General features: G+C 36.1%; 18 protein-coding genes and 3 pseudogenes. 4 read left to right on the top strand and 17 right to left on the bottom strand.

Annotated features, from left to right (window positions below; translation table 11 throughout):
• Window positions 1-117: 117 nt before the first annotated feature.
• Window positions 118-1232 (top strand): annotated as a pseudogene (locus LC087_RS17960) (RNA-guided endonuclease TnpB family protein).
• A gap of 149 nt (window positions 1233-1381) precedes the next feature.
• On the opposite strand, the gene LC087_RS17955 reads toward LC087_RS17960, so the two are convergent.
• The 5 genes from LC087_RS17955 to LC087_RS17935 all read right to left on the bottom strand — a co-directional run bounded on the left by LC087_RS17955 (window position 1382) and on the right by LC087_RS17935 (window position 4947).
• Window positions 1382-2062 (bottom strand): DUF4386 domain-containing protein, encoded by a 681-nt coding sequence (locus LC087_RS17955; RefSeq protein WP_226542483.1) that lies wholly within the window; start codon window positions 2060-2062, stop codon window positions 1382-1384.
• A 3-nt stretch (window positions 2063-2065) separates the two neighbouring features.
• On the bottom strand, window positions 2066-2275 hold the full coding sequence (locus LC087_RS17950) for a hypothetical protein (protein WP_226542485.1): 210 nt from the start codon (window positions 2273-2275) through the stop codon (window positions 2066-2068).
• 36 nt (window positions 2276-2311) lie between these two features.
• A complete protein-coding gene (locus tag LC087_RS17945; protein ID WP_226542487.1) occupies window positions 2312-2830 on the bottom strand; it encodes a DUF6143 family protein in 519 nt (172 codons plus the stop codon).
• Window positions 2831-2920: 90 nt separating this feature from the next.
• On the bottom strand, window positions 2921-3247 hold the full coding sequence (locus LC087_RS17940; RefSeq protein WP_226542490.1) for a cupin domain-containing protein: 327 nt from the start codon (window positions 3245-3247) through the stop codon (window positions 2921-2923).
• Between the two features lie 875 nt (window positions 3248-4122).
• A complete protein-coding gene (locus LC087_RS17935; protein WP_226542492.1) occupies window positions 4123-4947 on the bottom strand; it encodes a DUF1259 domain-containing protein in 825 nt (274 codons plus the stop codon).
• 405 nt (window positions 4948-5352) lie between these two features.
• On the opposite strand from LC087_RS17935, the gene LC087_RS17930 reads away from it, so the two are divergent.
• Window positions 5353-6375: a YncE family protein gene (locus LC087_RS17930; protein WP_306019758.1), complete on the top strand. Its 1023-nt coding sequence runs from the start codon at window positions 5353-5355 to the stop codon at window positions 6373-6375.
• Window positions 6376-6875: 500 nt separating this feature from the next.
• On the opposite strand, the gene LC087_RS17925 is transcribed toward LC087_RS17930, so the two are convergent.
• From LC087_RS17925 to LC087_RS17880, 11 genes and pseudogenes are all read right to left on the bottom strand, one after another.
• On the bottom strand, window positions 6876-7082 hold the full coding sequence (locus LC087_RS17925) for a hypothetical protein (protein ID WP_226542496.1): 207 nt from the start codon (window positions 7080-7082) through the stop codon (window positions 6876-6878).
• A gap of 414 nt (window positions 7083-7496) precedes the next feature.
• Window positions 7497-7889 (bottom strand): hypothetical protein, encoded by a 393-nt coding sequence (locus LC087_RS17920; protein ID WP_226542498.1) that lies wholly within the window; start codon window positions 7887-7889, stop codon window positions 7497-7499.
• A gap of 242 nt (window positions 7890-8131) precedes the next feature.
• On the bottom strand, window positions 8132-9514 hold the full coding sequence (gene rlmD, locus LC087_RS17915; RefSeq protein WP_226542500.1) for a 23S rRNA (uracil(1939)-C(5))-methyltransferase RlmD: 1383 nt from the start codon (window positions 9512-9514) through the stop codon (window positions 8132-8134).
• Between the two features lie 222 nt (window positions 9515-9736).
• The gene (locus LC087_RS17910) at window positions 9737-10846 is read right to left on the bottom strand and encodes a penicillin-binding transpeptidase domain-containing protein (RefSeq protein WP_306019757.1); all 1110 of its coding nucleotides are present in this window, start codon (window positions 10844-10846) and stop codon (window positions 9737-9739) included.
• Window positions 10806-11702, bottom strand: a complete 897-nt coding sequence (locus tag LC087_RS17905; protein ID WP_306019756.1) for an NTF2-like N-terminal transpeptidase domain-containing protein — start codon at window positions 11700-11702, stop codon at window positions 10806-10808. The genes LC087_RS17910 and LC087_RS17905 overlap by 41 nt, the downstream gene beginning before the upstream one ends.
• Before the next feature lie 167 nt (window positions 11703-11869).
• The gene (gene pdaA / locus LC087_RS17900; RefSeq protein WP_371932716.1) at window positions 11870-12661 is read right to left on the bottom strand and encodes a delta-lactam-biosynthetic de-N-acetylase; all 792 of its coding nucleotides are present in this window, start codon (window positions 12659-12661) and stop codon (window positions 11870-11872) included.
• Between the two features lie 445 nt (window positions 12662-13106).
• Window positions 13107-13298, bottom strand: a pseudogene (locus LC087_RS17895) (helix-turn-helix domain-containing protein).
• A gap of 39 nt (window positions 13299-13337) precedes the next feature.
• Window positions 13338-13514 (bottom strand): annotated as a pseudogene (locus LC087_RS19850) (DUF2975 domain-containing protein); the annotation flags it as partial.
• Window positions 13515-13871: 357 nt separating this feature from the next.
• Window positions 13872-15296 (bottom strand): polysaccharide deacetylase family protein, encoded by a 1425-nt coding sequence (locus tag LC087_RS17890; RefSeq protein ID WP_226542504.1) that lies wholly within the window; start codon window positions 15294-15296, stop codon window positions 13872-13874.
• 548 nt (window positions 15297-15844) lie between these two features.
• Window positions 15845-16852 carry an NADP-dependent oxidoreductase gene (locus LC087_RS17885; RefSeq protein WP_226542548.1) on the bottom strand — a complete coding sequence of 336 codons (1008 nt, stop codon included), beginning with the start codon at window positions 16850-16852 and terminating at the stop codon, window positions 15845-15847.
• Window positions 16853-17020: 168 nt separating this feature from the next.
• Window positions 17021-18556 carry a fumarate hydratase gene (locus tag LC087_RS17880; RefSeq protein WP_226542506.1) on the bottom strand — a complete coding sequence of 512 codons (1536 nt, stop codon included), beginning with the start codon at window positions 18554-18556 and terminating at the stop codon, window positions 17021-17023.
• 191 nt (window positions 18557-18747) lie between these two features.
• On the opposite strand from LC087_RS17880, the gene yfkAB reads away from it, so the two are divergent.
• Together yfkAB and LC087_RS17870 are read left to right on the top strand one after the other, a co-directional pair.
• Window positions 18748-19869, top strand: coding sequence for a radical SAM/CxCxxxxC motif protein YfkAB (gene yfkAB, locus LC087_RS17875; protein ID WP_226542509.1), 1122 nt, complete (start codon window positions 18748-18750; stop codon window positions 19867-19869).
• A gap of 86 nt (window positions 19870-19955) precedes the next feature.
• Window positions 19956-20798: a mechanosensitive ion channel family protein gene (locus tag LC087_RS17870; protein WP_226542511.1), complete on the top strand. Its 843-nt coding sequence runs from the start codon at window positions 19956-19958 to the stop codon at window positions 20796-20798.
• A gap of 113 nt (window positions 20799-20911) precedes the next feature.
• On the opposite strand, the gene LC087_RS17865 is transcribed toward LC087_RS17870, so the two are convergent.
• Window positions 20912-22477 carry a YncE family protein gene (locus tag LC087_RS17865; protein WP_226542513.1) on the bottom strand — a complete coding sequence of 522 codons (1566 nt, stop codon included), beginning with the start codon at window positions 22475-22477 and terminating at the stop codon, window positions 20912-20914.
• Between the last annotated feature and the right edge of the window lie 108 nt (window positions 22478-22585).

Raw genomic sequence — 22585 nt, 5'->3', positions numbered from 1 at the left:
TTGAGATTTAACGTAATTGCCGAGAAGTCGCCCACTTCTAAATGAAGAGGAAGTGGGTGATGAATCGGTTCTTTTTTTGTATAATATTGTTATAGAATGTCAAGGTAGGTGAAAATCGTGACAAAGCTAAACAAGGCGTATAAATTCCGTATCTATCCTACACGTGAACAAGCTTCTCTTATTCGCAGAACCTTTGGTTGTGTGCGTTTTGTGTACAACAAAATGTTAGATGACCGTAAGAAAACCTATGAGAAATATAAGGATGATAAGGAAACCTTGAAAATGCAAAAGTTCCCGACACCTGCCCAGTACAAAAAAGAATTCGAATGGTTGAAGGAAGTTGATTCACTCGCTTTAGCGAATGCACAAATCAATCTTCAAAAAGCGTATCAAAACTTCTTTGCTAAAAAGGCTGACTTTCCTACCTTCAAAAGTCGTAAATCGAGACAATCCTATTCAACAAACGTTGTAAATGGAAATATTGAACTTATAGATGGATTGATCAAACTACCAAAACTGAAATGGATAAAAATCAAACAGCATCGCCCAATACCTGATGGACATAAGATAAAAGCGTGTACGATCTCCATGACTAAAACAGGGAAGTTTTTTGTGTCCATCTTGACTGAATATGAAAAGAAAATTGTAGAACAACCAAATTTCATTTATTGATTGGTCTAGACTTTGTGATGAATGGCTTATTTGTCGATAGTGAAACAGGTAAGAAAGCCAATTACCCTCGTTTTTATCGTCAAATGGTAGAGAAGCTAGCCAAAGAAAGCCGCATATTAGCTAGACGAACAAAAGGCTCTTCTCGTTGGCATCAACAGCGCTTAAAAGTAGCGAAAATTCATGAGAAAATCGCCAACCAAAGAAAAGACTTTCTTCATAAACAGTCTTATAGACTCGCAAACCAATACGATTGCGTCATTATTGAAGACCTCAATATGAAAGGGATGTCTCAAGCATTGAAGTTTGGTAAAAGTGTAGCTGATAATGCCTGGGGGAGGTTCACATCCTATTTAGAGTACAAGTTAAAAGAACAAGGAAAGAAACTAATCAAGATCGATAAATGGTTTCCTTCTTCAAAAACGTGCTCAAATTGCGGTCAAATCAAGGAAGAATTGACGCTTTCTGACCGAGTGTTCCATTGTCATTGTGGATTCTCATCCGATCGTGATTGGAATGCGTCAATCAATATCAAAAACGAAGGTATTCGAAAGCTTACATAAAGGAAACAAGAACTCTTGGTTCACGAGGGATCGCCTAGTCCATTAGAGACCATTAGGTTTCTGTACCTAGGAAGCATCCACCTCTAATCGCTAGCGTAGGTGGTATGTAGTTCACCCTAAACAGTATTATTTCAATAAAAAAGACGATTCTAGACCGTTTTATTGAATCCTTTAATTATCAACCATGTAGCTAAGACAATTTGTTGAAAAGCTATTGGGACGTTTAGTAGCATGTATGTTGCATCTAATCCTATAAAACTTGCCATAAATGATAAGCTTGCCAAAATGGACAATATAGATCCAATAATGCCCCAAGCTGACAACCAACGAGGAACAAGCTTGTTTTGGTAGAATATATAGTTAAACAAGAGCATGGCTAAAACAAACGCTAATGTTGTTGCTACATGATTAACTAAATCACGTCCTTGTTTTAACAAATCACCAATGACTTGAAAATAGGATGCATCTACAGTTGCTAATTTTGTATAATCATGACTTAATGCCAATAACAATAAAAGAGTAATTACCCCGATAATAATGAAAACACCCGCAATTATGCCGAAAGCAACAGATCCAAGAGCTAGTGTTTTATTATGCTGACTTAAAATCGAATATAATAAAATAGGAACCCCTACATACGCAACGACCATTAACAGTTGAAAAAATGATCCTATGAGCACTTGTTGTTTATGTAAAAAAGCCTGGGCAAGATAATCTGTTCCATCTACAACAGGAACAACACTAAATACACCTGCAACTATTCCCACTATTAATAGCATACCGACAATCGTTGTAGACCTTCGAACGGAATTCGCTCCCTTTATCACCATAACCTAGACCGTCACCGAGCGTCTACTCATTTCAACGGTAGCTTCTTTTTGGATTTGTTCTCTTATTTCTTTATATCCTGTATATGTAATCGTCTTATTAACAAGCTGCCCATATGGCAAAAAGCATACTCGATCAGACGCAATATTAATATATATGACTAACTCAGCGACCCTTTGTTCACCTAGCTCAAAAATAGATGACGTTTCAACCATAACAGTCCACCCTTTCTCACCCTATTCTAAACACTGTTAGTAACAAGTAATATCTCTGTTTTCCCACCAAGCGAATTGAATTTCTCCTTTTACCAATGTATCACTAGTTAAAAATATTAATAGAGAAGTACCAGGAGGAAGTATAGCTTTCCCATCAATAGAATCTGCTATTGTTTCATTTGATGGAACACGTCTGGGGATGACTCTGGTCCCACCTGATGGAACGCCATTTACAGAAGGGTTATATTGAATAACACCTTCAGGAGAGTTAATTGATCCAAAGTTAGCATTACCTACATCAGAAGATTTAAGTCTATCCCCTGGGGGAAGTGAGTTCCTATATAGATTAGCCGTAAAAGGGTTATCGCTAAAGTTGCTTATTGTGAATACGTCTATAAATAAATTTACTGTAGACTGTTTTGGATTACACAATCTCCCCCATGCCGAAGTACTATTTCCAAACTGCAAAATCTCTGTTGAACCAGAAAATAGCCTTCCTTCCTCCGCTTGAACCCTTACATCAGGAGTCGTAATAACACTTTTAAATTTCTCCACTTATATTCCTCCTCATCCCATCGTTTGTAAAATCTATTCTAGGATCTTGTGCTATATTCCTGAAAAATATGTTTTTGGAAAGTCCACCTTTTATAAACGATAATGAGGAGAAGAAATTGTTAGAAATTCTACTGAATCATTAGTATAGTTAATCATTTTATGTTTCATTTTAGGGGGGACATGAATACCTTCATTTTCTCTCAAAATATGTTCAATTCCATCAACCTTACACGTCAACGTTCCTTTCAAAACAAAGAAGAATTGTTCAGCTTTTTCATGATCATGCAACTCTTCCTCACAATTTGGTGACATTTGTTCATGTATAATACTTAATTGATCATGATTTAATAGGTGCCATCCCTTAAATATCGTTCCTATTCTAAATTCTTCGCTGTTATCTTTTGTTTTCTTTTTCATAGCTATCTCACCCTTTCTTTGTAACTTAATCTACGTTCCTCCACCTTTAAGTCATTGGGTGTTAGAACTGTACAGGAATAAAAGGGAAGCGGACAGGTTTCTACGCTTTCTTAAGAAAAAAAGCACCCAACTAGATGGATGCTCTTCGGAGAAATATTTATAATGGGTTGTACCAACTATATCAAATTATTCTTACATACCTATTTCAATAAGTTTTCAATTAATTATCAATCGGATAACAAATAGTAGCTTGATAGATGTTCCACTTAACATTATTAGTTGTGATATGACGATCATTTTGTGGTCTAATAGACTATACCTATTATAGTGCGGGTTCAAAAAGTAGGAAAAAAAGGACGCTGAATAGAAAAGCTGAAACCCTTTGTAAGTCCATCATCTAAGTTCAGACGCGTCCTGCGGCTAACGATGATGCGCTAGTCCGTCATGGGCATCGTAGGGCTTTTTGAACAACCTCTTAAACAGATTTCCCTAATAACAGTTCGTATCCCATGTCGGTTAACTTTGAGCCTCTATGGACACAATTCTTTGAAAACATGACCTTAGCATGGTTCGAGCTCTTTTATTAAAGGAAATTATATCCTCTTCTCCATGTAACACGCACGATTCTAAAATGGATAAATGAGCCAAATTTAATAGAGATATTTATCAGCCCTACAGGGCAAAGACATTAACTATTAAACAATATATTTACCTAACCAGGAAAAGGCATCATGAGAAGCTATCGTTCTACTATCATAGGCGACAAAAAATCAAAAAATATCAGACCTGAGAAGTTTAGGTAATGCACATAAAGGAAACATTTTGGATCAGAAACGATGTTCACAAAGCACACCCTCAATAATGACAGTCCTGTTCTATTTTAGGCATTTTATGAGAAAACTCATTTGATTAGCAAACACGATAGGGTTTTCAATCGTAACAAAGGTTAGGTATACTAAATTGGGATGTGTAAACCATCTATTGAATAAAGATGATTTTATAAACTTACCTTCTCTTTCTAAACTATTAATAAAGAGTTTTACTTCCTCGCGTAATAAAGCAACCGTTCCAATACACAATGCATCTTTATTCTGATCTAAAGATTGGAATGAAAAGCCGAGTAATTTTGTACTTCCTATAGTGGTTGGTATCCCGTTTACCTTAACGTTAATGTTACGTACCCTCAATACTTCACAGGAATCTCCCAAAATATCTGTTTCTCCACCAATAATTCTACTAAACTCTTGACATAGGGCTAAAAATGATTTAGAAGGTGGAGGTACAGGTAGTTGAGGGGTAACATTATTTAGTGTATTTAATACTTTTCTTATCTTTTCAGCAAATAATAGGGGATTATCTACAGATTGAACGTAGACGTTTATAATATTCGGAGTTGTAAATAGACTATACTGTGTAATCGATGTGACTGTAATATTTAATTGACTTAACTTATTAACCACGGAAGTAACTTCCTTTGGTAATAATGCTAAAAAAGCCAAGTTTAATGTTTGGTCTTCTATATTTGTACTTTGAAACCAAAATAAGTTATTTACTGGATCTGTATTTTCTCGACATAACGTGTTCACCATAATATCTCTATAGTTTACAATATTACAAGTTTGAGGAATATTTGAAAAGTTAGTTACTTCACCTCCTATTATTCTACTCAACTGCTCACATAATCTTGTTGTAATTTTCATTATGATTCTCCTTACACTTTTTAATACTGCTTAAACGAATACAACGTAAGAATGACACAACTTACTTTTGCGTGTTGCACATGGTCATTCTGACAAAACTATCTTTTAACTATTATAAAATTACCCATTAAAAGAATGAGAGCACACTCCCCTAGTTTTCCACGTTAGGGGGCATATTAAGTCCAGAAGTTTTACAGAACATCGAGTATCCGCACTTATAGTATACTTTTTTTTCAAAAATGTGTACCTAAATCTCCGAAAAATCCGCACTCGTCCATTCCCTCTCAGATTCCTTTACATAACCTATAAGTACATTACAAAAGGAGGTGAGTATAAGATGTCTATTTTATATACGACGGGACCAATCGATAACACAAATCTTTTTTTAGTAATGTTGAAGTCCGAGTGCGAAATACGGATCCATCAAACAGTGCGAGTGTAACTGTAAGACTTTTAGACGAAAGCAGTTCACCGGAGGCACTTATTAACTCGGATTCATTTACAGTCAATGCGAGTAGAACCGATAGTGAATTGTATAGTGTAGCTTTTTTATCTTCGTTTTTAATTGAGGTGGAGATCGATTTAGCCAATCGAAGCGAGGTGATTACCGCGACTGCCGTTCAACCAACAGTGACTGTGTTTAACGGATCAAGCGAGTTTATTCAATTCATTCGATTACTTGTTTCGAGTTCTCAGGTCTTACAGGATATCGACTATCCGGTAACTCCGCAATTGAATTTGTTTTTACCGGATACAATTGATTGTAAACCCAAAATTTCGGGGGATGTCTCATTAAACGGTATTCCACAATCTGGGATAGATGTTAGTTTTACGGCTGACACTTCGGGGGTTTCTTTTGTTCCGAATCCTGCAACAACGAATATGAATGGTGATTATGTAACGAGTGTCGTTGTAACTCCGCCGAAAGCAGCGACAAATACCTCTATTACCGCAAGTGCCACGGTTGATGGGCAAAATGTTCAATCGGTTGGAGTGACGGAAGTAGAATGTGAATACGTGGTTTATGTTACAAATTTTTTGGATGGTAATATATCTGTTATCGATAGCACAAATGTAATAGTAGATACAATTATGCCGTTTAGTCAACCTAATGGAATAGCGATAAACAATACAACAAAGCTTATTTATGTAGTGAACGAGCTAGATAATAATGTAGCTGTTGTAGATGCAGAAATCAACACCATTACGGCCACTGTATTGGGTGTTGGAAGTCGTCCTTTACTAGTAGCATTGAATGAAATAACAAATACGATTTATGTTACTTGTCAGTCAATAGTTTTCACCTTTAAGATGCCCTCAGATCCTCGTCAAAAAAAAAAGAGTATGATTGCTTCTTTTTTTATTATTCGACTTATGCTTAAACGGCTGATTTTACTGAAAAGCGAAAAAGTTGCCTTCCTTAAATAATAGGTCACCGTTGCTTCTGAAACAATGGGATTCGATTTCGTTCTTAGAAATCGAACAGGACTCTCATTCATCTTAGTTGAAAAAGCAAGAGACAACATTTGAAGCATCCCGATAGCGATACAGCTACACATCACAAATTCATCAATGGCTTTTAATGTGGACAAGATGAGTTCTTTATCCTTTTTATCCTCCGTCTCTTCTAATGGATGAATCTCTTCTTTTTTCGCATATCGTTTTAGTCTGGGCATGGCTTTTGACCAAAATTGTTATCCAAAACCACCGATTACTTGTTTTAGTTCGCGAAAGGTACACTCAATTTTAAAGCGGAAACTGTACAATTCAATCATGTATATGGGATTTAAATCCAGCTTCGCTGAGGTAAGAATCGTAATACCGTCTTTCTTATAAATCGGAGCATTTTGGTGGACAATCCGGGGCCATGCATGAATCAGGTTTCCTAGTTTCCAAGCATAGGATCTGAAAAAATGAACCATCGCAGGCTAAGACTTTGGGGCAAGAGAGAGTTCACGAATAATGGAGGTCAATCCTAATTGATCAGAACGAAGAATCAATCCAATGACAATAATGACAAACCACTCATAGGTAGCTTGTCTTGTAAAACAGGTTTTAAATTCTGAAAGTTCTTTATCTATTCTTTTCCACATAATCGCTATGGTTAATCGCTTAAGAGTTTGATAAAATATCAAAGATAACTCTTCATTGATGACATGTCTCCTTTATAGTTAAGGCGCTTATTAGGATAACATGAAATTAAGCAGAAGGGTTATTTTTTATGCAGAAAATTCTCTATTTAAGGGATTGAGTCATCTTTATAAAATGGACTATGTAAGGGATCCCAGACTCCTGCGGAAAAACGGGCTAGGCTCGGGCCCCGCAATGTGAGGGACGAAGAAGGAGGCTTGACAGGTCGTCCGCGGAAAGCGAGGGGAATCCCTTACCATTACATAAAAAACAACTTGTATGGGGAAAAGCTTTGAAAAATATCGGAGAACTTTTGACTCTCCAGTAAGGGTTATAAACTGTTTAATATAGTTGCAAAGTGAAATTTTCGGAAGAATTATTGGAGAAATCTATATAAAAAAGCATGCGACTTTTTAAAACTACTGTACTTCTTGCAACGTATAGGTAATCTTCATCGTTTTATCTGCCGTTTTTATAACGGCATTTGAAAGATTGTTTATGGTCGCAAGATAAGGTGTAATTAACCATAATCCTTTATAGAGCTTGTATCCACCATAACTTTTCCTGCCAAATGTCAGTCCATATGGACCGTATGGAAAGACTGGTGTACAACAATAAATGAATGCATTTTCATTTACTGTTTGTAACACACGATCGTCTGACAAAATCACAAAATCTGACCCACAGATGGTATCGGCCAATTTAACAATATAGGTGTAACCATCATTAGATGGGTTTGCATCCATTTCAGAAGTAAATCCAAATGAGATCTCCGAAATGTCCGCACTATTATTAGCATTGATTTTGTACATTAATGATCATTTTTACGATTTACGCCATACCCATGCCACCCTATTACTCGAAGCAGGAGTGAGTTTGAAAGAGGTTCAGGTTAGACTTGGTCAAACAACCGGTGATATTTATGTTCATGTGACTGTTCAGGTGCATGAAACATCCGCGCAAAAATTTTGCAATTATATGAGAAAAGAAGGTTAGAAAATCTTTTCGCGGTTATTTTGCCGTCAAAAAAACTTTAACCTTCTTCAAATCCCTATTATATAAGGGTTAATTGAGCGATAGATTCTACGTGCGAAGTATGAGGAAACATATCAACTGGCTGAATCGCATCAACTTTGTACGCCTTTGATAAAAACTGAAGGTCTTTTGCTAAAGTAGAAGGATTACAAGAAACATAAACTATTCGTTTTGGTTTTACCTTTAAAAGGGTTTTTAGGAAGGCTTGGTCACAGCCTGTTCTTGGAGGGTCAACCATTACGACATCTGGTCTCCAACCTTCCTTGACCCACTTTGGCATTAACGTCTCTGCTTTCCCAGTTTCATAATGGGCATGACGATAGTTTAACGCTTGAGCATTTTTCCTCGCATCTTCAATGGAATCTGAGATGACGTCCATTCCCCTAATTTCTTTTGCTTGATCAGCAACCCATAGACCAATGGTTCCGACACCACAATAGGCATCGACCACTTTTTCATTTCCTGTTAACTTAGCTGCTTTTTTCACTTCCTCATAGAGAACAACGGTTTGTTCTGTGTTAAGCTGAAAAAACGCGCGGGCTGATAGGTTAAAAGATAAATCTCCTAGTCTTTCTTCAATCACTTGTTTACCTGCTAGATGCAAGGTTTTATCTCCAAAAATCAGAGACGTTTTCTCCCCATTAACATTTTTTATGATACTTTTTACTTGTGGAAGTCGATTTTCAATTTCTCTAATTAGTAATGACTCTTTTGGAATGTGTTCTTTAGCCGTAATAAAGACCACTTGCACCTCTTTTGTATGAATCGCAGCCCTCACAACAATTGTTCGAATCAGCCCTTTTCGATTCCGCTCATTATAAATAGGGATTTGTAAGTCTTGTAGAATCCTTTTCACACCATTCGTTACTGTTTCTGTTAATGGATGTTGAATTATGCAATGATCAATATTAATCAATTCATGGGAGTTCAATGCATATAAACCTGCAACTACTTTGCCTTTTTTTAATCCTGTCTGGAATTGACTCTTATTTCGATATTCCCACGGATTTTTCATACCTAACGTTTGTTTAATTTGCTTATCAGTTAATTTGAGCTTCGCATGTCTTTCCATCGCTTGAATGACGATATCTCGTTTTTGGTTAAGCTGCTCATTGTATTCGAGATGTTGTAATTGACAGCCCCCACATGAATCAAAGATAGGACAAGGAGCATCTACTCGATGCTTGGAGTGCTTCCGAATCTTTTTTATTTTCGCTTCTGTAAATTTAGGATGAACCTTTGTTGCTTGAACGACGACTTCTTCACCTGGAAGAGCTCCTTCGACAAAAACCACCTTTTTCTTGAAATAGCCGACTCCTTCTCCATTTATACCTAAACGTTTAATTGTTAATGGAAAGGTTTGTCCTATCTCAATCGTTACTCCTGTTTGTTTCGTTTGCATCATTTTCTCTCCATTTCTACTCCGCTCTATGTTATTTGCTGATTCATTATAACATAGCTAGTTGCTTTTACTATAATTGTCATGACCTATATTAATAGCAAAAAGAGTAGTACAAGAAAATTTGAGTTAAATAAGGCCGACCATTTAGGAAGAAGCAAGATATACTTTTTTCTTGAATCTCAGTAAACATAAAAACGCTCATCGTTATGAGCGTTTTTATGTTTACTTCTGATAATTTCGAAACACCTCAGCTACAGGTTTTAACGTATCATGGCTGCCATCTTTCACATCTTCCATCATCATGGCGATTAACAAGTTTTTCTTTTCTTCTTCATAAGCTACAAACCAGCCGTTTTCTTGCCCTTTTTCCTCTCCAGTCTTTTTCAGCTCGGCTGTTCCTGTTTTCCCTGCTATTGCTAGACCCTCTACTGCTGCATCTTTCGCCGTCCCATTTGAACTTGCAACAACTTGACGTAAGTGGCTGTTAATTAATTCAGCATTTTCCGCTTTTATTAATTGCTCTTTTTTGGCTGGGCCATCTTCCTTTCGTAAATAAGGACTTATCATATTCCCTTCATTCACAAACATCGTGTAAGTCATGACTAAATGAAAAGGGCTCATTAATACTTGTCCTTGACCATATGCTGAATGTGCTAACAAAGTTTCTGTTAATGAATCATTTGCGATGCTTGAGGTAGCAATCGGAAATGGGAAATCTAACTCTTGATTAAACTTAAATGATTCGAGTCCTTTTTCAAACGTTTCTGCTCCCATGTTCACCGCTTGGCGAGCAAAATAAATATTATCAGATTGGATTAAGGCATCTGCTAAATCTACTTGAGAGTCTTTGTCTGACCAACGTGTAACGTTATACTTCTCCCACTTTTCCCCCGTAATTTCTTCTACTTTTTCTGGGTCTAACGTTTCAGATTCTAGGCCAATGGCTGCCGTTAATGGTTTTAATGTAGAACCCGGTGAATATTTATTATTAAACTTCGCAGAAAAAGGATCATTTGGATTATTTTTGAGTGTATCATATTCTCCTTCATCGAATCCTAAAATGTAATCATTCGGATTATAGGCAGGGCTACTTACCATTGCTAACGTTTCGCCTGTTGTCGGATCAATTGCAACGGATGCCCCTGAAGTTGCTTTTAACTGATCATAAAGATTTCCTTGTAAGTTTGCATCAAGTGTTAAATAAATGTCTTCTCCGTCCACTTTCGGCTTACTCGCAATCGCTTGTTCTCCAACAAGTATTTTCCATCCAGTTTCACCATGTAATACCTCTTCATATACTTGCTCTAAGCCTGGCTGCTCCAATATATTCATAGGAGCTATACCCTTTTTTCGTGAATTCTTCCGCTTCTTCTTCATACATTTGCCTAATGTAGCCTGTTACATGTGCTGCTTTTTCACCTAACGGGTAGACTCTCTCAGTCTTTTCCATCGTCATAACGGAAGCAATCTCTTCTAAGCGTGGATCTACTTCTCCTATAACCCCTTTTATTGGAACAAACTGAGTCGGATCATTTTTGACCCATCCTTGTTGTAACTTTTCTCTAATATCATCTTGACTTATATTGATAACCTCACTTAACTCTTCGAGAATCAGTTGTTCTTCCTCTCCCATTTGTTCTGGAACAACACCAATCCATCGTACTTTACCATTTATCGCTAACCCATTGGCATCACGATCAAAAAGCTGTCCCCTGGTCGGCACATCAGACTTTAATGTCACTTCATCTCCTTCTTTTAACTGTTTGAAAATAAAACTAGTATCCCAATTAATTGTCCAATCTTGATTATCCTCTTCCCCTTCTAACTGAAGGGTTGCTTTGTGATCAAATGAAATGGGACCTGCAATCGTATCCATTGAAACTGAAAAAGGAAGCTCTACTATACCCTCATCATCCGGAGTTACTTCTTCCTCTGGTTTTGTAAAATCTACTTTTAAGTTGTTTACTTCTATATCTTCATAAATCGTATCGTATCTTTCAACAAAATCGTCTTTTGATATATTCTCTTTTGATTCCGTTGATAATTGTTCATACATTTTCTCAAATTCTTGCTCATTCCATTGTGATATGTATGATTCAAATGCTTCTTCTGGCTTCGGTTCTTCTGAACAGCCTGACAAAGCAAATAAAAGTAAGCCCACAACCACTACCAGCCATGATCTCTTCATATTTACAACCCCTTTATTCAAAGTATTTTAATAGATATGTTTTCTTTCATCCAAATATACAACTCTAGTTATTTTTTCCTTCTCCATTACACTATACCATTTACTTTTAAGTCAAGGTCCTATTTGGTTACATACAAAAAACCTCTAGCACTAGCCAGAGATTTTCCTTATAGGTTTATAAAATAAGGATGAAATATCTTATTTTCAATCATTAAATCATCTAATGATTTGAACTTATAACCTTGTTTACGAAGGTCAACAATGATTTTTTCTAATGCCTCTGTATTATCTCTAGAGACAGAATGAAGAAGGATGACCGCACCTGGATGAATTTGTTTCATAACGTTATCATACGCATATTTCCATCCTCTTTGTTTGTCTACTTTCCAATCAACAAACGCTAATGACCAAAACACGGACACATAGCCTAGTTCATGTGACTTTTCCAGCACTCGTTCACTGAAGATGCCTCTTGGCGGACGCAAATAGATTGTTTCTTCTTGATCCGTTAGTTCCGAAATTTTATCACTGACACTCGTTAATTCTTTCTTTATCCTCTCACCACTAATTTTCGTAAAGTCTGGATGATGCCATGAGTGGTTACCAACAATGTGACCTTCATTTACCATCCTTTTGACTAACGCTTCTTCTTCATTTAAGTAATGGCCCGTAATAAAAAAGGTCGCGGGTACTTTTTGCTTTTTCAATACATCTAAAATTTTTTTCGTATTTCCATTTTCATAACCGTTATCAAAGGTCAAATAGATTTCTTTTTGATCGGTTTCATCTTTATAAAAAGAATCATACTTCTTTAAAAGATCATCAAACTCCTTGCCTGCTGTGGGTGCTTGGTGATTTGTACTTCTTTGAAAGCCCCAATGAATTGGTTTATTTGAAACAGCATAAACCTTTTCAGTTAGTAAATGAGATGTTACAAGTAAAATAAGTGTCAAAACGATCAAGGTCTTTCTTTTGCTTATGATATATTTCCTTTTAACTTTAGGATTGTCTCGCACCAATATGTCCCCTTTCTACACACTGTTTTTCTTAGTTTGAGAAAAGAGGAATCTGTATATGCTAGTAATTTCAACCATTATTATGTTATCTGTTGATGTATCGTAAATACTTGATGATCCAAGGTTTTATCTATTCCAAAACGTTCAGTAATCCAGTACTTTAATTCTTCTTTATTAAGATTGTGCATCTCTTTTACGGTTAAAAAATATTGTTTTAGTGTTAGAATAGTTTTTAAATATCTTCATCATTCTTATAGTGCGTGTTCAAAAAGTAGGGAAAAAAGAGCCGAGAAGAACGAGGCGGTGTAGCTTTGAGCACTCGCAGTGTAGGTACTATGTACATGAGGAGCGGAAAAGCAAACCAACAAAGTTATTCGACAGCAATTTTTTATGACTTTTTGAACAACCTCTTATACTCTAAAATATCCTCTAGTTGGCATTCTAATGCTTTACATATGGCTTAGAGTGTAGAAAACCAAATTGCTTTTGTCTTTCCATTTTTTAAAATAGATAGGTTCGCCATCGGGATCCCCACTTTTTCTGATAATTCTGTAACCGTTATTTTTCTTTTCGCTAACATAACGTCTAAATTTACAACAATGGTCACAACATCCACACCTTAAACTGTTAATTCTTGTTCAGATTTTAATTCTAACACGTTCTTTAAAAGCTTCTGAAGGATCACGCTGAAGAGTGCAATCACAGCAGATAGGAAGATAATAACGAACCCCATTAACGCAATAACGGGATGTAAAACACTTTGTGCTAAAAGAAATAGACTACCTAAAACATAACTAAACGACTCCGCACTAAAGTACGGAGGTTTCTCGTAGGCGGACTGAACCGCCTACGAGTTTTATCGGCTAAAGCCGACTAAAAGAAATGCTACTAAAAGTAGGTGGTTTTATACCACACCTCCTGCTACGCAGGTGCTTCCGCAAGCTAAAGCTAGGTATAGAAAATAAAACTAATAGTATTGGCACAGTTCTTGATGTATTTCAGCGCTTGCATGGATTGAGTGTAAACAACAGAAAATGGTGAAGAGACAATAAAAATAGTGTGGATCTTCCCATACAAGACACCTCATAAAACATTTTCTTACTATTTTTCTTTTTACGAGGTGTCATTGACACCAAAGATACCACAAAAAATGTTATCTAACAGACCCGTAAACAGGGACACTCGAATCAAACTGAGGTAAAGTTAACAATTGTGAGATCGTTACGAGCTGATACCCATCTTTTTGTAGCACTTTTAAAATGTCAGGTAATGCTTCAGCTGTTGATGGATGAATATCATGAAGTAAAACGATTGAATTTGTTTTTGCTTCACGCTCGACAACTTTACTTACAAGTGAAGGGTCTAAAAGTTTCCAATCTAAAGAGTCAACAGACCATAATATGAGAGGAGAATTTGTTAACGAAGCTACTTCTTCTACCTTACGATTGAACGCTCCATATGGAGGACGAATTAAGTTAGGATTAACACCTGTCACATCTGTAATAATTTGTTTTGATTCTACAATTTGCTTTCTTACTGACTCTTTATTTAAATGTGTCAAGTCAACGTGATTTTGAGTATGATTGGCAATCTCATGTCCTCTTTCAGCCACTTCCTTTGCAAGATCAGGGTAATATTCCACTTGACTTCCTAGCATGAAAAATGTGGCTTTTACATTAAAATTATCTAATACTCTTAATATTTCAGGTGTAGCTTTAGGACTAGGTCCATCATCAAAAGTGAGAGCAATATATTTTCCATCTGGATCTAATGGCTCAGCTTCTTTTTCCTTTTTCTGTTCCTCTGGTTCCTTAGGAGAACCATTTATCCCCTCTGCTATCTTTGGTTTCAAATGAGGTTTGACTTGATCCATGGGTAAATTTAAAACCACTGGCCCCATTGCTCCTGGAGCAATTTCATATTCATCAAAGTACAAATAAAACTGATCAGAATCCATTGACCAATTCCATTCTTCTGGACTATTTAATTTTTGCTCTAACATAGACCTATCAATATTAGCAGAGAGAATTTCATTATTGTCCATTTCGTTTTGAATAAGCTTCCCAATTGGCTTCATACTATTTCTATCCTTAAACACATCATCAATGTGAATAAACTCATTAGTAGATGTATTAATATTAAAGACTTTCATAGATTGTTTTCCATTCGCACCACCTGGAAAAAGATAACTTGAAAAAACTAAACTATACATTTGATCACTTAATTGATTTGTATCTACCTTAACGGAAAAAGAAGCACGATAATTTTCGTTTAATATTTCTTTATTTTCCTCTACTTTTTTCAAAAAAAGGGTTTTTTGATCTTCAACCCAATCATTAATTTCACTGTTAAGCTCTTGATTTTCTGAAACTGGATAGCTTATTGAAAACGTATAAAAGTCCGTCTCTTTCGTTCTTGTTTCTAATAATAAGCCAGGGTATTGGCTCCAGTTTTTTCTATCAATTTTTTCTATAGCTTTAGTATCCTCACTTAATAACTGAATCATAAATATAAAGGATCCAGAAAGGAGAGCGAGCATTAATGTGCATGCAATCAACTTTAATCGTGTTGTTCTCACAAAATCATTCCTTATTATAAAATTAGTCATAATTAAAAAGAGGACATGCATTAAGGGAGATAGACTCCTCTGCTAAAGTAAATATGAAAATAATAAGTATTTCACTTGAATGAATGAAATACTTATAGTTCATAAACTACTATAGTTTATTTAATAGTCGTAAAATGAACAAAAAAAAAAAAAAAAAACACACCTTACTCTCAAGGTGAATATATACGTAATTTTCTTTGTTTCTAATGTTAATATGGGCTATTAAACTATTCAACTGGTAATTCATTGATTCCAAATCTATCAGTTTATAAGAAAAGCGCAAGCGCCCGTTTAGCGACGAATGATGAGGAACGTCAACTAAGAGCAGTCACGTCCTGTGGGCAACGATGATGCTAGCACGTCGTGTGCTTCGAAAGCGCTACCCTTCGCTGGGCGCTGGAACTAGACAACAATGAAAGCACTATCTTATTAAGGACAAAGTTTATACTTTCCGATCTTATATAAAAGGTACCAAATCATGTCGACTTGGCACCTCTTATTTTTTTCCTCTATCAAACTTATTCAGGTTCTCCAACCTTAACCACCATTTTACCGATATTTTCTCCTTTAAATAATCCAATAAAGGCTTCTGGTAGTTTATCAAATCCTTCAACGACTGTTTCTTTAAACTTTAATTTACCTGTCATCATATACATCGCTAATTGCTTAGTGGCTTCCTCAAACTGATCTGCATAATCGCTAACGATAAACCCTTTCATTAGAGAGCTTGTTGTAATGAGCATACCTTGTAAACGAGGACCATAATCCTCTAGTTTATTATAAGAAGATATTGCACCACATAATGGAATTCTCGCTTTATGGTTAATAAGAGAGATGACCGCGTCTGAAATCTCTCCACCTACATTATCATAATAAACGTCGACACCATTAGGACACGCTTCTTTTAATTCATTTAGTATATTAGGCGTTGTTTTATAATTAATCGTTTTATCAAAATGTAGCTCTTCTTCTAAAAAACGTGTTTTTTCATCAGAACCAGCGATTCCAATTACTTTAGCGCCTTTTATTTTCGCCAATTGACCAGCTACCATTCCAACTGCACCAGCTGCTCCAGAAACAACAACGGTTTCTCCTTCTTTTGGTTCACCTATGTCTAGCATTCCAAAATAAGCGGTTAACCCTGGCATTCCTAAAGCAGAAAGAAAATAACTTTTAGGGACATCTAAGTCTGGCAGTTTCATCGCATTTTCTTCTTTTACCGTTTGATACTGTTGCCATTTTCCAAAGCTTGTTAATATATAATCGCCTTTATTAAACTTATCTGATTTTGTTTCTATTACTTGGGCAACGACTCCACCTGTTATAGCTTCGTTAAGAGCAAATGGAGGAATATAAGATTTACGATCTACCATTCTTCCTCTCATATACGGGTCAACCGATATGTAGATAGATTTAACAAGTATCTCTTGCTCCTTTAACGAAGGGATATCTGTATCAACCTGTTTAAAGTTATTGGCAGTAGGCATTCCTTCTGGTCTACTGACTAATTGAATTTCTTGATTCATCATTTTCCCATCTCCCTTTTATTTTTCCTTATAGAAAAAGTGCTCAACTAAACGTGATGTATACTCATCGTAGTTGTAGTTTGATGTACCCTTTTAGTGTAACATTATGAACACTTTTCCTTTAAAGATATGCTTGGTTATGAAAATCATGATGTTTTTTTCGTAAGACTAACTAAATACGGGCGCTTTAAACTGTTCTAACTTTTGCAAAGATGATTGGTCAATATCTCGATGCAAACTATTTCCATGCGAATCCATGGTCACAACCGCTTTAAAATCTTGCACTTGTAAATGCCACATTGCTTCGGGGATTCCAAACTCCATCAAGTCTACACCTTGAACTCCTTTTATACATTCAGCGTAATATTGCGCAGCTCCTCCTATCGCATTTAAATAGACCCCTCCATGCTCCTTTAAAGCGGCTAACGTTTTCGGACCCATTCCGCCTTTTCCCATGACTGCACGAATGCCAAACTTTTTCATGATATCTCCTTGATAAGGTTCTTCACGAATACTCGTTGTTGGTCCCGCTGCTTTGACTTGCCAATTTCCTTCCTCATCCTTCAACATAACTGGACCGCAGTGATAAATAATTTGTCCATTTAAATCCACTGGGGCATCATTTGTTGTTAAATATTTATGAATCTCATCTCTTCCCGTATACATAAGACCATTAATTCGCACAACATCTCCTACTTTTAACGAACGAATTTTTTCTTCTGTAATGGGGGCTTCTAAAACAACTTCATTGACTTCTTGTTGTTTTTCTTCTTCAAAAGGTTGTTCCTTTTTAAGAATTTCATCCGTTTTATTTTGATAATGCCACTCAATCACTTCTCCTGAATCGGCATCTATTTTGAATCCAAGTCTACGATAAGCCCAGCAGTTATAAGCTACCGATACAAAAAAACTTGCAGGTATACGATGGATCGCACCAATTTTACAGCCTAGAAGAGTAGTCTCTCCCCCAAATCCCATTGTACCAATTCCTAGCTTATTGGCATTTTCTAAAACATACTCTTCTAATTGTCTTAATTCTTCTATTGGATTCGTATCATCTACAGAACGGAAAAGCTGTTCTTTCGCTAATTCATAGCCAGACGTGCGATCTCCACCAATTCCAACACCGATAAACCCAGCACTACACCCTTGTCCTTGAGCTTGATAAACAGAATGCATAATACACTTTCGAATCCCGTCTAAATCACGGCCTGCTCGTCCTAGACCTTCTAGTTCACAAGGAAGACTGTATTGAATATTCTTATTTTCACAGCCCCCACCTTTTAAGATTAATCGAACATCAATATAGTCCTTTTCCCATTGTTCAAACTTGATAACAGGTACTCCCGCACCTATATTATCCCCTGAGTTTTTACCCGTCAATGAATCGACGGCATTAGGTCTTAGTTTCCCATCTTTTGTTGCTTGAATAATCGCATTATGGATTGTTTCCTTTATTTTTATTTGATTAACCCCTACTGGCGTCTTAATTTTAAAAGTTGGTAATCCCGTATCTTGACAAATTGGCGATACATTTTCATCCGCCATTTGTATATTTGTTGAGATTGTATCCAAGCTCATCGCTGAACGTGTTCCCGCACTTTCATTGAGCTTCGCTTGTTTAATCGCTATCCTTACGTCATTTGGTAGATTGGTAGACGTTTGTACAATTAAATTGTAAATGCTTTCATAAAATTTCTCCATCCCGTTTCATCCCCTTAAATGTTGTCTAAATTACTCCCAATTTCATTATACGATGAACAAAAAAACTCTTAAAGCGAAACCTTCTTTCATAAGATGTATAGAGGTTTAAATGAAAAAATCGTTGAGCGTAAATAGAAAAACTGTGTTAAAATTTACTGTTAGTTCACTTTGGATAAAAAGGAGTCATTCATATGAGTCATCTTATAGATCAACAAAAAAAAATTAACCCTTCTTATGATCCATGGGAAGCTTATTTAGATATAGAACAATACGGTGAAATGAAATTAACGAATGTAGAGTTTACAACGACTACCCTTTGTAATATGCGTTGTGAGCATTGCGCGGTAGGCTATATTTTACAACCTAAAGACCCTCAGGCCCTCCCAATTGAATTAATACTAAAGCGATTAGATGAAGTTCCTTCCCTACGCTCTCTTAGTATTACTGGGGGAGAACCCATGATGTCGATGAAATCTGTTAAAGAGTATGTCGTTCCTATCCTGAAATACGCTCATGAAAGAGGCATTCAAACGCAAATCAATTCAAACTTAACGTTACCTTTATCACGTTACGAGTTAATCATTCCTTATCTTGATGTGTTACATATTTCCCACAATTGGGGAACCATTGATGATTTTGTAGACGGTGGCTTTGCGATGATGGAAAAAAAGCCAACGAGAGAACAAAGAGCCAAATATTTTGAACGAATGATTGAAAACAGTCGTTCTTTAGTAGAAGCAGGTGTGATTGTCTCAGCTGAAACGATGTTAAACAAACGTACACTGCCTTATTTAGCTTCTATCCATAAACAGATCGTCCATGAAATGAAATGTCAGCGACACGAAGTTCACCCAATGTATTCAAGTGATTTCGCGAGCACTTTAGAAGTTCTATCTCTTGATGAAATGCGTGATGCTATTCATCATTTACTCGATATTCGTGACGAATCAGTTTGGATGCTTTTCGGAACGTTACCTTTTTATTCATGTAATCAAAATGAACGCGACCAGCAACTTTTATCTAGACTAAGAAAGAGTCCTAATGTAACCGTAAGAAATGATCCAGATGGTCGTTCTAGGTTAAATGTAAATATTTTTAATGGAGAAATTATCGTAACCGACTTCGGTGATACACCTCCACTTGGCAACATTCAAACTCATACTTTACAACAAGCGTATGAAAAGTGGACGACAACGGAAACCGCCAAACAGCTTAGTTGCCATTGCCCTGCTGTGAAATGTTTAGGTCCAAATATTTTAGTGAAAAACAGTTATTATCAAGACGTGGATTTTTCAAATAGAAAAGCATTGTAGTTTGATATTTCCTTGGATGACAAAAAAGGAAATGAGCTAAACTATAGAGAAGGTGTTCTGCTAGGTTGACGAAAGAAGGTGAAGTTATGGAAGAAGTAATATCCCTTTATCATAATCCCTATATACAGACGGTGGTTATTGGAATCATATTATGGATTTCTGTGGTCATTATTAATAAACTCGTCCATAACTTTTTCAAGCGAACTTCTTTAATAGATGATAAAAAGGAAAAGACCATGGAGAGTATCATTCGTTCATTAACGAAATATGTGGCGACTTTTTCCTTTATCATTGTGGCCATCGATGTTCTCTTTGAAATAAATATGGGAACAGTCTTAGCAGGAGCAGGAGTGGCAGGAATTGTCATTGGTTTAGGTGCACAAAGCTTAATTACAGATATTTTAGCGGGAATTTTCCACGTATATGAGAAACAGCTTCACAAAGGTGATTTTATTACCGTTAACAATTCGTACAGCGGTACAGTCGAGGACATTGGTTTACGTTCGTTAAAAATTCGCCAATGGAGTGGTAAGCTCCTTACCATTAGTAATGGACAAATCAAGGCCATTGAAAACTATAATATTGGTCATATGCGGGTCATTGAAAGTGTTGACATTAGCTACCGAGAAGATCCTCAAAAAGTAAAAAAGCTTCTTGATTCGATTTGTTCTGAGCTTAATGATCAGTTTGAAGAATGTTTAAAAAAGGATGCCGGAATGATGCCTATCCAGCCCTTCCAAGTTTATGGGATAACTTCTCTTCAATCTAATTACCGAGGGTATGAATATACGGTCATCGGCTTAGTAGAAGACCAACATTATTGGCCCCTCAGTACGGAAACGAGAAACTTAATTGCTCAAACGATGTTTGACCACAACATTAAAATGGCAGAGGACCGGTTGTACTTTTCAGATGATAAATTCGAGTAGGAGGAGGAAGCTAACCTTCTCCCATTTTATTTCAGTCAGATGTATCTTCTCATGCTTTGTTAAACCCCTTTTAAGTGCGTGTTCACCAGTCAAATAACGTTTAACCATTTATATTAAAGAAATGTAATATCTACAGGATTAGTTCCCACTGTGACAGTTGCCGCTACAAGATTTGAACTACCATCAATAACAGAAACATTGCTGCTACCCAAGTTAACAACATATATTTGGTTTAATGGTTCAATAACAGCAATACCAAGAGGGTTAATTCCGACTGAAAATGTAGCAGTTTCTACGTTTAGATTTCCATCAATGACAGAAATACTATTATCAATTACTCTTGAAGTGTAGACTAAATTTGTTAATTCATTTAAGGAAATCCCATTAGGAAATCCCTGTATGCTAATGGTCGTTGTAATTGTAAAAAAAGACCCATCAATAACCGTCACTAAGTTATTACTTAAACCAGCAACATAGACTAGATTAGTTGTTTCATTTACGGTAATACCGCGAACACCAAAAATCCCCAGCGTTATAGTGGCTGTTACCACAAAATTATTATTCCCATCAATAACTGAAACCTCTCCAGAATTGTTAGATACATAAGTCAAATTTCGTTGTTCATCAACAGACACGCTAATAGGCTGAAATCCTACGGATACCGTTGTAATTATATTATTCATCATTCCATCAATTATTGTGACATCATTATTTCCAAACCGATTGGCAAGATAAATGATATTTTCAATTGTGTTCACAGCTACACCATACTGCTGCACACCAGTTCCTGCTGTAATAGTAGTGGTAATCATATTAGTATCAGCATCAATAACTGAAAGAACGTTTAAACCTTCATTAAAAACATAAACTAACTTTGTAAATCCATTTGCAGCTATGCCTGAAGGTGAATTAAACCCCGTAATTGTATCAATAACTGTATTTATATTTGTATCAATGACAGAGATGTTATTTGTTCCTGTATTTGTTACATATAATTTAAAAGGACAAACAATCTCCGATACACTTACTGTCTGTATCGTTTGACCATTTACAGTTGCAGAAGCTGTGATGGCTGTTTCAGTCAATCCTTTTGACGGTGTGACAACCACAGACATTACATAATCACCATTTATATTCGTCACAGCAGGATTTGGGACAAACATGACACCCGACGTATTAGCCGTGAAACTAACATCTACGCCAGCTTGTGGAACACCTCCCAGTGTTAAATCACCAAAAATTTGTGTTTTACAATTGAATGAATCGGATAAAAATAGATTGAGCTGAGGAGTAACCGGATAGTCTATATCTTGTAAAACCTCCGGACTCGAAACAAGTAAACGAATGAATTGTTTAAACTCACTTGATCCATTGAAGGTGGTTATCGTTGGTTGAACAGCACTTACCGTAACTTCATCACTTCGATTTGCTAAATCTATTTCCACCTCAATTAAAAACGATGTTAAAGCTACTGCACTAAACAAAACACCTTTTGAACTATTTGAATTAACGTTAAATGCTTGTGATTGACTAAGAACTTCAGGGGACATACTTTCATTCAAAAGGCGAACCTGTACATTAGCCAAATTTGAAGGGTCAGTATTTCGAACACGAATCTCTACGTTATTCAAGGTTAAATCTGTATTGTCTATTGGACCTGTGCTAAATAGGATTACCATCTATCCTTCCTCCTTAAATTATTTTTCATATATACTATGCAGAAAAATAAAAAGGGATTGGATAGTTGCAGATATCTTAAACAAAAGTTTTTTAAAAATTTGTTCAAA

Source organism: Bacillus carboniphilus (genome assembly GCF_020524035.2).
In the GTDB taxonomy this organism is placed as follows: domain Bacteria; phylum Bacillota; class Bacilli; order Bacillales; family JAIVKR01; genus Bacillus_CC.
Note: the sequence above shows the minus strand (reverse complement) of the source record. Positions and strands in the feature narration are given on the sequence as shown.

Excerpts from the sequence above, each read along its gene's own strand:
- LC087_RS17955 (WP_226542483.1), bottom strand. The coding sequence starts at position 2,062 with ATGGTGATAAAGGGAGCGAATTCCGTTCGAAGGTCTACAACGATTGTC.
- LC087_RS17950 (WP_226542485.1), bottom strand. The coding sequence starts at position 2,275 with ATGGTTGAAACGTCATCTATTTTTGAGCTAGGTGAACAAAGGGTCGCT.
- LC087_RS17940 (WP_226542490.1), bottom strand. The coding sequence starts at position 3,247 with ATGAAAAAGAAAACAAAAGATAACAGCGAAGAATTTAGAATAGGAACG.
- LC087_RS17935 (WP_226542492.1), bottom strand. The coding sequence starts at position 4,947 with ATGAAAATTACAACAAGATTATGTGAGCAGTTGAGTAGAATAATAGGA.
- LC087_RS17920 (WP_226542498.1), bottom strand. The coding sequence starts at position 7,889 with ATGTACAAAATCAATGCTAATAATAGTGCGGACATTTCGGAGATCTCA.
- rlmD (WP_226542500.1), bottom strand. The coding sequence starts at position 9,514 with ATGCAAACGAAACAAACAGGAGTAACGATTGAGATAGGACAAACCTTT.
- LC087_RS17910 (WP_306019757.1), bottom strand. The coding sequence starts at position 10,846 with ATGAATATATTGGAGCAGCCAGGCTTAGAGCAAGTATATGAAGAGGTA.
- LC087_RS17905 (WP_306019756.1), bottom strand. The coding sequence starts at position 11,702 with ATGAAGAGATCATGGCTGGTAGTGGTTGTGGGCTTACTTTTATTTGCT.
- LC087_RS17885 (WP_226542548.1), bottom strand. The coding sequence starts at position 16,852 with ATGAATCAAGAAATTCAATTAGTCAGTAGACCAGAAGGAATGCCTACT.
- LC087_RS17880 (WP_226542506.1), bottom strand. The coding sequence starts at position 18,556 with ATGGAGAAATTTTATGAAAGCATTTACAATTTAATTGTACAAACGTCT.
- yfkAB (WP_226542509.1), top strand. The coding sequence starts at position 18,748 with ATGAGTCATCTTATAGATCAACAAAAAAAAATTAACCCTTCTTATGAT.
- LC087_RS17870 (WP_226542511.1), top strand. The coding sequence starts at position 19,956 with ATGGAAGAAGTAATATCCCTTTATCATAATCCCTATATACAGACGGTG.
- LC087_RS17865 (WP_226542513.1), bottom strand. The coding sequence starts at position 22,477 with ATGGTAATCCTATTTAGCACAGGTCCAATAGACAATACAGATTTAACC.